This window comes from Caulobacter sp. ALps2 (assembly GCF_058681635.1).
Map to the genome: position 1 here is coordinate 730,714 of NZ_CM178743.1, position 11,538 is coordinate 742,251.

13 protein-coding genes are annotated in these 11,538 nt (G+C 67.3%); 6 read left to right on the forward strand and 7 right to left on the reverse strand.

The features are described 5' to 3' along the window. The first annotated feature begins 52 nt into the window (after positions 1-52). The 3 genes from ACW173_RS03290 to ACW173_RS03300 are packed head-to-tail and all read left to right on the forward strand — an operon-like array spanning position 53 to position 3,008. Complete coding sequence (locus ACW173_RS03290; RefSeq protein ID WP_492083461.1) at positions 53-1,741, forward strand: ArnT family glycosyltransferase; 1,689 nt, start codon at positions 53-55, stop codon at positions 1,739-1,741. Beyond that, the gene (locus tag ACW173_RS03295; RefSeq protein WP_492083462.1) at positions 1,738-2,637 is read left to right on the forward strand and encodes a hydroxymethylglutaryl-CoA lyase; all 900 of its coding nucleotides are present in this window, start codon (positions 1,738-1,740) and stop codon (positions 2,635-2,637) included. The genes ACW173_RS03290 and ACW173_RS03295 overlap by 4 nt, the downstream gene beginning before the upstream one ends. Further along, positions 2,634-3,008, forward strand: a complete 375-nt coding sequence (locus ACW173_RS03300; protein ID WP_492083463.1) for a hypothetical protein — start codon at positions 2,634-2,636, stop codon at positions 3,006-3,008. Before ACW173_RS03295 ends, ACW173_RS03300 begins: the two co-directional genes overlap by 4 nt. Before the next feature lie 39 nt (positions 3,009-3,047). On the opposite strand, the gene ACW173_RS03305 is transcribed toward ACW173_RS03300, so the two are convergent. From ACW173_RS03305 to cysS, 6 genes are read right to left on the reverse strand one after another with little or no spacing between them, the layout of a single operon-like run. Further along, entirely contained in the window at positions 3,048-3,974 is a 927-nt protein-coding gene (locus ACW173_RS03305) for a glycosyltransferase family 2 protein (RefSeq protein WP_492083464.1), read from the reverse strand. Further along, the gene (gene thrS, locus ACW173_RS03310) at positions 3,974-5,956 is read right to left on the reverse strand and encodes a threonine--tRNA ligase (RefSeq protein WP_492083465.1); all 1,983 of its coding nucleotides are present in this window, start codon (positions 5,954-5,956) and stop codon (positions 3,974-3,976) included. Before thrS ends, ACW173_RS03305 begins: the two co-directional genes overlap by 1 nt. Beyond that, on the reverse strand, positions 5,953-6,207 hold the full coding sequence (gene yidD, locus ACW173_RS03315) for a membrane protein insertion efficiency factor YidD (protein WP_492083466.1): 255 nt from the start codon (positions 6,205-6,207) through the stop codon (positions 5,953-5,955). The genes thrS and yidD overlap by 4 nt, the downstream gene beginning before the upstream one ends. 55 nt (positions 6,208-6,262) lie before the next feature. Next, positions 6,263-6,724: an iron-sulfur cluster assembly scaffold protein gene (locus ACW173_RS03320; RefSeq protein WP_492083467.1), complete on the reverse strand. Its 462-nt coding sequence runs from the start codon at positions 6,722-6,724 to the stop codon at positions 6,263-6,265. A gap of 22 nt (positions 6,725-6,746) precedes the next feature. After that, positions 6,747-7,208 carry an SRPBCC family protein gene (locus ACW173_RS03325; RefSeq protein ID WP_492083468.1) on the reverse strand — a complete coding sequence of 154 codons (462 nt, stop codon included), beginning with the start codon at positions 7,206-7,208 and terminating at the stop codon, positions 6,747-6,749. Between the two features lie 13 nt (positions 7,209-7,221). Beyond that, entirely contained in the window at positions 7,222-8,613 is a 1,392-nt protein-coding gene (cysS, locus tag ACW173_RS03330; RefSeq protein WP_492083469.1) for a cysteine--tRNA ligase, read from the reverse strand. Positions 8,614-8,793: 180 nt separating this feature from the next. Here cysS and folE point away from each other — a divergent pair, with 180 nt between their 5' ends. Further along, positions 8,794-9,447, forward strand: a complete 654-nt coding sequence (gene folE / locus ACW173_RS03335) for a GTP cyclohydrolase I FolE (protein ID WP_492083470.1) — start codon at positions 8,794-8,796, stop codon at positions 9,445-9,447. Here folE and ACW173_RS03340 read toward each other — a convergent pair whose 3' ends face one another. Beyond that, positions 9,448-10,332 carry a DUF817 domain-containing protein gene (locus ACW173_RS03340; RefSeq protein ID WP_492083471.1) on the reverse strand — a complete coding sequence of 295 codons (885 nt, stop codon included), beginning with the start codon at positions 10,330-10,332 and terminating at the stop codon, positions 9,448-9,450. A gap of 118 nt (positions 10,333-10,450) precedes the next feature. On the opposite strand from ACW173_RS03340, the gene hisI reads away from it, so the two are divergent. Together hisI and ACW173_RS03350 are read left to right on the forward strand one after the other, a co-directional pair. Further along, positions 10,451-10,870, forward strand: coding sequence for a phosphoribosyl-AMP cyclohydrolase (gene hisI / locus ACW173_RS03345; RefSeq protein WP_492083472.1), 420 nt, complete (start codon positions 10,451-10,453; stop codon positions 10,868-10,870). Further along, positions 10,857-11,483 (forward strand): LysE family translocator, encoded by a 627-nt coding sequence (locus ACW173_RS03350; protein WP_492083473.1) that lies wholly within the window; start codon positions 10,857-10,859, stop codon positions 11,481-11,483. Before hisI ends, ACW173_RS03350 begins: the two co-directional genes overlap by 14 nt. Positions 11,484-11,538 lie beyond the last annotated feature (55 nt).

The window sequence follows — 11,538 nt, forward strand, 5'->3', positions numbered from 1 at the left end:
CTCTAATACCGGAAAAATTTCCACACGAAAGGATCGTGCTAAAGCTGCGACCATGACGCTTGAATCTCGCCTGGATGATTGGAGCCGCGGTTGGCGCGGCCCTCTGTTCGCCGCGCTCGTCGCCCTGATCGCGGGCCTGCCCGGCCTGTTCGCCATGCCGCCGCTGGACCGCGACGAGTCGCGCTTCGCTCAAGCCACGTCGCAGATGCTGGAAACCGGCGATTACGTCGTTATCAAGTTCCAGGACCAGCCGCGCTTCAAGAAGCCGGTCGGCATCCACTGGCTGCAGGCCCTGAGCGTCAAGGCGTTCTCCGACGCCGAGGACCGGCGGATCTGGGCCTATCGCCTGCCTTCGCTGCTGGGCGCCATGCTGGCGGCGGCGGCCTGCGCCTGGGGCGCGGCGGCGCTGTTCGATCCGCGCACTGGCCTGATCGCCGGCGCGATCCTGGGCGCGACCTTCCTGCTGTCGACCGAGGCCTTCATCGCCAAGACCGACGCGGCCCTGTGCGGCGGCACGACCCTGGCCATGGCCGCCCTGGCGCGCGTCTACGCCGCCCACCTGAAGGGCGAGACGTCGAGCAAATGGACCAAGCTGGCCTTCTGGATCGGCTTGTCGGTCGCCGCGCTGATCAAGGGCCCCGTCGGTCTGCTGGTCGCCTTCTTCGCCCTGGCCGCCCTGGCCATCTGGGACCGCAAGGCCGCGTGGATGAAGGACCTGGGCTGGACCTGGGGCCTGATCCTGTTCGCCGCCATCTGCCTGCCCTGGGCGATGATGATCACCGTCGCCACCGACGGCGCCTTCTGGGGCGCGGCCGTGGGCGGCGACCTGGCCCCCAAGCTGGCCGGCGGTCAGGAAGGTCACGCCGGTCCGTTTGGCTACCACACCCTGCTGGCGCCGTTGCTGTCGTTTCCGGCCACCCTGCTGCTGCCAGCGGGCCTGGTTCTGGGCTGGACCCAGCGCAAGGAGCCGGGCGTGCGGTTCGCCGTGTGCTGGCTGGTCCCGACCTGGCTGATGTTCGAGATCCTGCCGACCAAGCTGGTCCACTACGAACTGCCGGCCTATGGCGCCCTGGCCCTGCTGATGGCCGCCGCCGTGCGGGAACCGCTGGCCAGGTGGCCGCGCTGGATCGGGGCGGCGTTGTCGGTGCTGATGGCCGCCTTGCTGGCCGGTGTCGCGGTCTATGGCCAGACGACGTTCGGCACGACGCACGACCTGGCCTGGACCCTCCTGGCCGCCGGCCTGGCCCTGGCCGCTGGCGTCGCCGGCGCGGTGCTCTTGCTTCGCCACCACTCGGTGCGCGCCCTGGTCACGGCCGGGGTGCTGGGCGTCGGCGCCCACATCGCCCTGACCGCCGGCCTGATCCCGCGCCTGGAGCCCTTGTTCCTGTCGAAGGACATCGCCGACGCCTTGGACCGCGCACGCCTGTCGCCGCGCTCGGGCGCCGCCGGCCCGGTGGCCCTGACCGGCTATTCCGAACCCAGCCTGATCTTTCAGCTAGGCACCGCCACCGAGCTGACCACCGGCGAAGGCGCGGCCGACGCGGTCGCGGAAGGTCGTCCGGCCGTGGTCGAAGGCCGCGAGGAACTGCCCTTCCGCCAGGCCCTGACAGCCCTGGGCCTGACGCCGCGTCCGGTGGCGGTGATCGAGGGCCTGAACTATTCCGACGGCGACGACGAGAAACTGACGATCTATCGCGGCGCACCCCAGGCCGTTGTCGAACCCGAGGAGCCCGCCCGATGAGCCGCTTCATCCAGATCGTCGAGGTCGGCCCGCGCGATGGCCTGCAGAACGAGAAGTCCATCCTGTCGGTCGCCGACAAGCTTGACCTGATCCGCAAGCTGGAAGCCGCCGGCGCCAAGCGCACCGAGGTGGTGTCGTTCGTCAATCCCAACCGCGTGCCGCAGATGGCGGGGGCGGAAGAGATCATGGACGCCCTGCCCACTGACCGCGTCCGCTCGCGCATCGGCCTGGTGCTGAACATGCGCGGCTGGGAACGCTGCGTCTCGACCGGCTGCGACGAGGCCAATGTCGTGGTCTGCGCCTCGGACGGCTTCGGCGTCGCCAACCAGGGCGCCACGGTGCGCCAGCAGATCGACACCCTGGCCGCGATCGCCGAGCGCCAGGCCATCGACGGCGGCCCGCCGATCACCGCGACGATCTCGGTCGCCTTCGGCTGTCCGTTCGACGGCGAGGTCAGCCAGGACCAGGTCGTGGCCATCGCCCGCGAGGCCGCAGCCCTGGGCGTGCCCGAGATCGCCATCGCCGACACCATCGGCGTCGCCGACCCTTGGGTCGTAAGCAAGCGCATCGAGGCTGTCCGCGCCGCCGCGCCGGACGCGCGCCTGCGCATGCACTTCCACGACACCCGCAACACCGGCCTGGCCAACGCCTATGCCAGCGTCCAGGCGGGGGTCGACGTGCTGGACGCCTCGGTCGGCGGCCTGGGCGGCTGTCCGTTCGCGCCGAACGCCACGGGCAATATCGGCACCGAGGATCTGGTCTACATGCTGGAACGGGCCGGCTTCGAGACGGGTTACGACCTGGCGGCGCTGATCGAGATCGGCCGCGAGATCAGCGCCAAGTTGGGCAAGGCCCCCGCCTCGTCCCTGGCCCACGCCGGAGGCTTCCCCGCATGATACGCCGCCTGCCCGTCCTGCTGTTTCCCCTGGCCCTGGCCGCCTGCGTGTCCGCCCCGCCGACGGAAGCCTCGGGCGGAGTCGCCCGCTGCGACGTGACCATCAAGTTCGCCAGCTATGGCGCGGGCATCGACCAGGAGCTGTCGGAAAAGGTCGCCGCGACCGTGAAGGCCGACCACGATCTGGCCGACTCCGAACGCAAGCCCTGGGGCCGTGAGGGCGAATACGATCTCTGCCTGACCGCCAAGGCCGGTCGCGGCCAGGCGGTCTATGAACGTTACAAGGCGATGCTGCCGGCCAAGAGCTTGAAGGCCCCCACCTCGATCGTCGGGCCGAATGGCGAGCGGTTCGAGTCGATCGGACCGATGTGACGAAAATCCCTCTCCCCTTGCGGGAGAGGGAAGAGCGCCCTAGATCGGCCGTCCCGTCAGCTTCCACAGCAGCGGGCGCGAGATCGACATCAGCATGATGGCCGGGGCCAGAAGCACGGCGGCGGCGAACAGCTGCAGGCTGTCGGCGCGTTTGATGAAATAGCGGGTCAGGCCCACGCCCTTGTGGAACTCCACCTTCAGAGGATGTTCCTGGCTGGTGTGGCCCAGGTGGATGACCTCGGCCTTGGGCTGGAACAGCACCTGGCCGCCGGCGCGCCGGGCGCGCCAGCACAGATCGATGTCCTCGACGTGCAGGAAGTAGCCTTCGTCAAAGCCGCTCAGGGCCTCGAAGTCACAGCGACGCATGCCAAAGCAGGCGCCCGATATGGTCGGCATCGGCACCGGCTTGCCCGGCAGCGGCTCGTTTTCGCGATGGATCTCGAAGCTGGCCAGATTCGGGTGGCGGCGGGTGAACTGGCCAAAGCTCAGGACCGTGCTCATCGGCGTGACGTCGCCGCGACGACCGCCACGCTGCTCGGTGCCGTCGATGTTCATCACCCGCGCGCCGACCACCGTCGGGGTCGGCTGGCCCTTGAAGGCCGTGACGAGGGCGGCCACGCAGCCGGGCTGCATATTGGCGTCGGGATTGAGGAAGACGATGTACTCGCCGCCGGCCGTCGAGGCGCCGAGGTTGGCGCCGCGCGCGAAGCCGATATTGCCGTGGCCCTGCTTGAGCACGACGCGCGGCTCGGTCAGGGCCAGCGACCGCAGCATGTCCTCGTCGCGGCCGCTCGAGCCGTTGTCGACGATGACGAACTCATCGACCAGCGGCTCGGCCAGCACGTGCTTGATGCTCTGGGTCAGCGCTTCTCCCGTCCGGTACACGACCATGACCACGGACACGTTCGGACGAGCCGGACGTGCGCCCACGGCGAGGGTCGAGGCGGACGGGAGAATGCTGTTCATCAGGCGCTCACGGCCTCCCGAGCAGGCTGCTGCGCGACGCCTTGGGCGCGCGCGACGTCAGGCGGCGTGGCGTCGGCCTTCAGGACACGCAGGGCGTCCTCCAGCGACAGCACGCTCTGACCCTCGCCACCCAGGCGGCGAAGGGCCAGTTGGCCCGTCTCGGCTTCCTTACGTCCAACCACCGCGATCACAGGCACCTTGGCGAGGCTGTGCTCGCGAATCTTGTAGTTGATCTTTTCATTACGCAGATCCACTTCCGCGCGCATCCCCAGTTTCGTCAATTTCTCGACGACCTCCAGGGCGTATGCGTCGGCGTCGGACGTGATCGTGGCCACGACCACCTGCGTTGGCGCCAGCCAGACCGGCAGCGCACCCGCGAAGTTTTCCAACAGAATGCCGATGAAACGCTCGAAGGACCCCAAGATCGCACGGTGAAGCATCACCGGACGCTTCTTCGAACCATCCTCCGAAACGTACTCGGCGTCCAATCGTTCCGGCAAAACGAAATCAAGTTGCAGCGTGCCGCACTGCCAGACTCGACCAATGGCGTCCTTAAGAGAGAACTCTAGTTTCGGACCGTAGAAGGCGCCTTCACCTGGCTGCAGGACCAAGGTCTCGCCCGCTGCCTCGGCGGCTTCGGATAGAGCGGCTTCGGCCTTGTCCCAGACTTCATCGGTACCGGCGCGAAGGTCCGGACGCGTCGAGAACTTGGTGTCCGCCAACGTCATGCCCAGATCGCTATAGACGCTGCGCAACAGTTCGATGAACTTCGCGCTTTCCTCCGTGACCTGCTCTTCGCGGCAGAAGATGTGGGCGTCGTCCTGCGTGAAGGCGCGCACGCGCATGATGCCGTGCATGGCGCCCGAGGGCTCGTAGCGGTGGCACGCGCCGAACTCGGCCATGCGCAGCGGCAGCTCGCGATAGCTCTTCTGGCCGACATTGAAGATCTGGATGTGGCCGGGGCAGTTCATCGGCTTGACCGCCAGGACCTCGCCCTCGGCGCTCTCGCACATGAACATGGCGTGGCCGAACTTCTCGGCGTGGCCCGACTTTTCCCACAGGCTCTTGTCGAGGATCTGCGGCGTCTTCACTTCCTTGTAGCCAGCCGCGTCGAGGCGACGGCGCATGTAGTCCTCGAGCACGCGATACAGGGCCCAGCCCTTGGCGTGCCAGAACACCATGCCCTTGCCCTCTTCCTGGATGTGGAAGAGGTCCATCGTCTTGCCCAGCTTGCGGTGATCGCGACGCTCGGCTTCCTCGATGCGCTTGAGGTGCGCCTCAAGGTCGGCTTCCGACGCCCAGCTCGTGCCGTAGATGCGCTGCAGCTGGGCGTTGTTCTGGTCGCCGCGCCAGTAGGCGCCGGCCAGCTTCGTCAGCTTGAAGGCCTTGCCGACATGCTTCGTCGACGGCAGGTGCGGGCCGCGGCACAGGTCTTTCCAATTGCCCTGGCGATAGACCGTGATCGTGTCCGCGCCCGGCAGGTCCCGGATGATCTGGGCCTTGTACTGCTCGCCGATGCCGTCGAAGTGGGCGATGGCCTCTTCGCGATCCCAGACCTCGCGCGTGATCTTCTCGTCGCGGTCGACGATCTCCTTCATGCGCTTTTCGATCTTCTCCAGATCGTCCAGGCTGAACGGCTCGTCGCGGGCGAAGTCGTAATAGAAGCCGTCCTCGACGTTCGGGCCGATCGTGACCTGGGTGCCGGGGAACAGCTCCTGCACGGCCTCGGCCAACACGTGAGCCGTGTCGTGGCGGATGGTCTCGAGGGCCTCGGGGGCTTCGCGCGTCAGGATCTCGAACTTGCGCTCGCCGGCCAGCAGGTCGGGCGTCAGGGCGCGGTCCAGGTCCAGAACCTGGCCGTCCAGCTTGATCAGCAGCGCCTTCTTTTCCAGCGACTTGGAGATGGCGGCGGCGACGTCACGTCCCGTCGCGCCATCGGGGTACTGACGAACCGAGCCGTCGGGGAAAACCAGATCGATCATTCTTCACATTTCCACTTGCGTGGCTGGTGTCGCGGCGGCGGCGGGTCAAAGCCCGAACCACCCAACGGATTGCAGCGGCAAATCCGTCGCAACGCCAACCAGGAACCCTTGAGCGGGCCATGATCCTTGAGGGCGGCCGCCGCGTACTCCGAACAGCTCGGCGCGAAACGGCACTGCCGCCCGATGAGAGGCGAGAGCGTCAACTTGTAGGCCCTGAGGCCCAAATCGACGGTGCGTTCGTAGAAGGTCATGCCTGCGCGCGACGCCTGTTAGTCCAGTAAAGTACTAACCCCCTTGGAGGGGCGATCAAGCCGCGCCGGCGGTGCTAGTTCGCGTTTCACCGACGCCTGTGGCCTTCCGGACAGCCTCCACCGTCGCCTCGAACGCCAATAGCGTCGAAGCGTGACGGGCGGGATAGTCCTTGACCGGCTCCAGCACGGCGAGCTCCGCAAACCGGCCCGCGGGAGGCGAGCCGTTCGCCTTCAGCATAGCGCGCAGAGAGTCGCGCGCCAACTCGATGTCGGAAAGTTCCGCCCCGACCACGTTGGCGCCCAGGATGGCGGCCGCCGCCTGGCCCAGAGCGCACGCCGAAACCTCCTGGGCGTAGTCGACGATCTTTCCGTCCTCGACCACGACGTCGACGACGATCCGGCTGCCGCACAGCTTGGCCGTCTTCTCGGCGCTGGCCTGCGGCGCGGACAGGCGCCCCGCGCGCGGCATGTTGGCCACGAGCGTCAGGATCTTGGCGCTGTAGAGGTCGTCGATCATCGCTGGCCCAAAAACGGTAGACTTAAGATGGGGTCTTCTGACGTTCCGACCAGATGGCCTCGGCCCGGTCGCGCACCGCCTCGCCCATTTCGGTGAAGGCGGCCTTCAGGCCGCGGCGCTCGTCACGGCTGATGAACCGCAGCAGGAGGCCCATGAACAGCTCGCCGTTCGAGAAGGTCGAGCTGGCCGCGCCCATGTTCTCGATCTCCAGATAACGGATCGCCGTGACGAACCCGCCCAGGCGCGTGGAGCGCCAGTGCAGTTGCTCGTACGGCACCCAGTCCTGGACGACCGGCGCAATGACCTTGGCCGGCTCGCCGGTCAGGTGCTGCTCCAGCGTCAGGACCGTGCCGATCTTCAGCTGTCCCTCGGCCTTGCGGTAAAGCGGGTTCCACTGATGCCAGGTCTCGAACTCGGACACGACCTCCCAGACGATCTCGGCGGGGGCCTGGACCCCGATGCGGTGCTCGACGGCGCGCTTCATCTGCTCGCTACTCTCAGTCCTTCATCCGCCACGTCGCGCCGGCCGGGCCGTCCATGACCACCACGCCCAGGGCGTCCAGCTCGGCGCGGATGGCGTCGGCGGCGGCCCAGTCCTTGGCGCCGCGAGCGGCCAGGCGCTTGGCCAGCAGGTCCTCGACCTGGGCCTTCAGCTCGTCGGAGGCGTCGCCTTCGAACCAGCTATCGGGATCGGCCTGCAGGAAGCCCAGCAGGGCGCCGGCCTCGATCAAACGGGCCTTGTTGGCGGCGATGGCGACCTCGTCGCCAGCCGTAACGGCCTTTTCGATCAGGCTCGACACTTCGAACAGGGTCGAGGCGGCCAGCGGCGTGTTGAGGTCGTCCAGCAGGGCCGCGAGCGTGTCGGCCGGGGCCTCCATCGCCTGGTCCATCGGCACGTCCTTGGCGCGGCGCAGGGCGCCGTACAGACGGTCCAGCGACTTGCGGCTCTGCTCAAGCAGCTCCGGCGTCCAGTCCAGCGGCTGGCGGTAGTGAGCCGAGAGCAGCGCCCAGCGGATCACCTCGCCCGGCGTGGTCTTCAGCAGTTCGTGCGGGATGATGACGTTGCCCAGGCTCTTGGACATCTTCTCCCCGCTCATGTCGAGGAAGCCGTTGTGCATCCAGTAGTTGGCCAGCACTGACTGACCATGAGCGCAACGGCTCTGGGCCACCTCGTTCTCGTGGTGCGGGAAGGTCAGGTCGATGCCGCCGGCATGGATGTCGATGGTCTTGCCCAGCGCCTTGTCGATCATGGCCGAGCACTCGATATGCCAGCCCGGACGGCCCGCGCCCCAGGGGCTGTCCCACTCGGGCTCGTTCTCTTTCGACGGCTTCCACAGCACGAAGTCGGCCGCGTGGCGCTTGTAGGGCGCGACCTCGACGCGGGCGCCGGCGATCATCTCGTCCAGCGGCCGGCCCGACAGCTGGCCGTAGTCGGCGAAGCTCTGCGTGTCGAACAGCACGTGGCCCTCGGCGGCGTAGGCCGAGCCATTGTCGACCAGCTTGCCGATCATCTCGACGATGGCGTCGATGTGGTCGGTGGCCTTGGGCTCCAGGGTCGGGCGCAAAGCGCCCAGCGCATCGGCGTCCTCGTGATAGGCGGCGAGATAGCGGTCGGTGATGACCTTGATCTCGACGCCCTCGTCGGCGGCCTTCTTGTTGATCTTGTCGTCGACGTCCGTGACGTTGCGGGCATAGACCACCGCGTCCTCGCCATAGAGGTGGCGCAACATGCGGAACAGCACGTCGAACACCACCACGGGCCGGAAATTGCCGATGTGGGCGTGGTTGTAGACCGTCGGACCGCAGACATACATCGTCACCCGCTGGGGATCGGCGGGAACGAAGTCGCGCTTCTCGCGCGCCATGGTGTCGTGGATCTTCAGGGTCATTGGGTCGCGGCAACCTAACGTAACGGAGGTGTTGCCCCGCGAAGGGGCCGGCCCCATATAGCTAGGACGCGCTCCGATCACCACGTCTGTTTGGTGCGGAGGGCGTGACGGGTGGCACGCGTAATTCCGGAGCGACAGGCGCTTCGGCGCAACTCAGCCCGGGAAGAACCCCTTCAAAACATGGACGCACTGACCCGCGAGCGAACCCTGATCGGCCCATATTCCTCCTACGAGGAAGACAATGCCGCTCTTGATCTTGAACCCGCCCAGCGCCCCACCCGAGACGAGGCCATGGCCGCGGTGCGGACCCTGCTGGCCTGGGCCGGCGACAATCCCGACCGCGAAGGCCTGCTCGACACGCCACAGCGCGTGGTCGACGCCTATGGCGAGTGGTTCGCCGGCTACAACGGCGATCCGGCCAAGGAGCTGTCGCGCACCTTCGAGGACGTCCAGGGCTATGACGACATGGTCATGCTGCGCGGCATCGACGTGCAGAGCCACTGCGAGCACCACATGGCGCCGTTCCTGGGCAAGGCCTGGATCGCGTACATGCCGACCGGCAAGGTCGTCGGCCTGTCCAAGTTGGCCCGCCTGACCGAGATCTTCGCCAAGCGTCTCCAGACCCAGGAGACCATGACCATGCAGATCGCCGACGCCATCGAGGACCACCTCTCGGCCGCCGGCGTGGCCGTGCTGATCGACGCCGAGCACCAGTGCATGAGCACCCGCGGCGTCCACCATCACGACGTCTCGACGATCACCACCCAGTTCCGCGGCGTGTTCAAGACCGACAAGGTCCTGCAGCAGCGGTTCATGGACCTGGTGCGGAAGTAATCAGGCTGCCGCGCGGATCCCTTCGCGGATCCGCGCGACGCAGGCGTCCACCGGGCGGTGGACCAGCGTCACCAGCACGAAGCTGATCAGCATCAGAAGATACCAGGCGCCCATCTTCTCGATCGGCACCAGATGCCAGCCCCGCGCCTGGCTGGGATAGATCCAGGCCCCGGCGAAGGTGCCCAGGTTCTCGGCGAACCAGATGAACAGCGACACCAGCACGAAGCCCATCAGCATGGGCATGCGGCGCGCCGTCTGGTCGGGCGTGAACACGAACCAGCCGCGCCCGAATAGCAGCGCCGACAGGGCGAACAGACCGACCCGGAAGTCGACGATGTAGTGGTGACTGAAGAAGTTGGCGTAGGTCAGCACCGCCAGGATGTGGGTGCTCCAGAATGGCGGATAACGCACGAAGGTGATGTCGAAGAGCCGCCAGATACGGGCGATATAGCTGCCGACGCAGGCGTACATGAAGCCCGTGAACAGCGGCACGCCGGCGATCCGCAAGACGCTCGGCTCGGGATAGATCCACGAGCCATGGGCGGTCTTGAACAGCTCCATGACCGTGCCGACCACGTGGAAGATGAAGATGACCAGCGCCTCTTCCCAGCGCTCCAGCTTCAGGGCCAGCAGCGCGGCCTGGATGGCGATGGCGGCGATCACGAGGAAATCGTAGCGCGCCAGCGGCGCGCCAGCCGGCCATAGCAGGTGCGTGCCGATCATCAGGGCCAGCATCAGGCCGCCGAACAGGCAGGCCCAGGCCTGCTTCAGCCCGAACAGCAAGAACTCGTAGGCATAGCCGTTCCAGCGCGATTGGCGCGCCCAAGGCCGTGCCCTCTCGTCCAGCGCCGCCACGCCGGCCTTGATGCGGTCTTTCAGGTTCATCTCGTCCCCCGGAGCGCGACGCCGCGCTCCAGCTTCCCCATGACAAAGCCCGCTAATGCGGGCTTTGGCGCGGCGCGGAAACTAGCGCAGGCTTAAAGCCTGCGCCATATGTGGCGCCATGAGCACCGACCTGTTCCCCCAAGCCCACACCAAGCACGATCTGGAGCGGGGCTCGGCCCTCGCCCCGCGCTTCAACGCCGACGGCCTGGTCGTGGCGGTGGCGCAGCACGCCGACACCGGCGAAATCCTGATGCTGGCCTGGATGAACGATGAAGCCCTGAAGCTGACGGTCGAGACGAACATCGCCCACTACTTCAGCCGCTCGCGGAACGAGCTCTGGAAGAAGGGCGAGACCAGCGGCCAGTTGCAGGACGTCGTCGAGCTGCGGGTCGACTGCGACCAGGACGCGGTGTTGATCAAGGTGCGCCCGCGCGGCGACGGCGGCGCCTGTCACGTCGGCTTCCGCTCGTGCTTCTATCGTGTCTGGGAAGACGGGAAGCTGATCGAACGGGAACACCCTCTCCATGACCATCCCTGAAGCCCTGGTCGCCTTCACCCTGGCCGCGGGCCTGCTGACCCTGACGCCGGGCCTCGACACGGCGCTTGTCATCCGCACCGCCGCCGCCGAGGGTCCACGACGGGCGGTCGGCGCCGCGATCGGCATCGGCCTGGGCTGCATGATCTGGGGCGCGGCGGCCTCGTTCGGGGTCGGCGCGCTACTGACCGCCTCGGAAGTCGCTTACACAGCGCTGAAGTGGGCCGGGGCGCTGTACCTGGCCTGGACCGGGATCCGCATGATCCTCAAGCCCCGCGACCAGTTCGAGCCCGGCGAAATGAAGGCCGTCGACGCCGGCCCGATCGCGGCCCTGCGCCGGGGCCTGCTGACCAACCTGCTCAATCCCAAGGTCGGGATCTTCTACGTCTCGTTCCTGCCCCAGTTCATGCCGGCCGGCGTCGATCCGGCGCGGTTCGGCTTGCTGCTGACCGGCATCCACGTCGTGGAGGGCCTGCTGTGGTTCGCCGCCTTGATCGCGGCGACGGTGCCGATCGCCGGCCTGCTGCGCGAGGCCGCCGTCGTGCGTTGGCTCGACCGGATCACTGGCGGGGTGTTTATGGCGTTCGGGCTGCGGCTGGTTTTGGAGCGGCGCTAGGCGCCAGAAATCCGCTCCCCTTCTGGGGGAGCTGTCGCGAAGCGACTGAGGGGGC

Coding starts and splice junctions, on each gene's coding strand:
- ACW173_RS03340 (WP_492083471.1), bottom strand. CDS start 10,332: ATGAACCTGAAAGACCGCATCAAGGCCGGCGTGGCGGCGCTGGACGAG.
- ACW173_RS03325 (WP_492083468.1), bottom strand. CDS start 7,208: ATGAAGCGCGCCGTCGAGCACCGCATCGGGGTCCAGGCCCCCGCCGAG.
- hisI (WP_492083472.1), top strand. CDS start 10,451: ATGAGCACCGACCTGTTCCCCCAAGCCCACACCAAGCACGATCTGGAG.
- ACW173_RS03320 (WP_492083467.1), bottom strand. CDS start 6,724: ATGATCGACGACCTCTACAGCGCCAAGATCCTGACGCTCGTGGCCAAC.
- yidD (WP_492083466.1), bottom strand. CDS start 6,207: ATGACCTTCTACGAACGCACCGTCGATTTGGGCCTCAGGGCCTACAAG.
- ACW173_RS03350 (WP_492083473.1), top strand. CDS start 10,857: ATGACCATCCCTGAAGCCCTGGTCGCCTTCACCCTGGCCGCGGGCCTG.
- ACW173_RS03290 (WP_492083461.1), top strand. CDS start 53: ATGACGCTTGAATCTCGCCTGGATGATTGGAGCCGCGGTTGGCGCGGC.
- cysS (WP_492083469.1), bottom strand. CDS start 8,613: ATGACCCTGAAGATCCACGACACCATGGCGCGCGAGAAGCGCGACTTC.
- ACW173_RS03295 (WP_492083462.1), top strand. CDS start 1,738: ATGAGCCGCTTCATCCAGATCGTCGAGGTCGGCCCGCGCGATGGCCTG.
- thrS (WP_492083465.1), bottom strand. CDS start 5,956: ATGATCGATCTGGTTTTCCCCGACGGCTCGGTTCGTCAGTACCCCGAT.
- folE (WP_492083470.1), top strand. CDS start 8,794: ATGGACGCACTGACCCGCGAGCGAACCCTGATCGGCCCATATTCCTCC.
- ACW173_RS03300 (WP_492083463.1), top strand. CDS start 2,634: ATGATACGCCGCCTGCCCGTCCTGCTGTTTCCCCTGGCCCTGGCCGCC.
- ACW173_RS03305 (WP_492083464.1), bottom strand. CDS start 3,974: ATGAACAGCATTCTCCCGTCCGCCTCGACCCTCGCCGTGGGCGCACGT.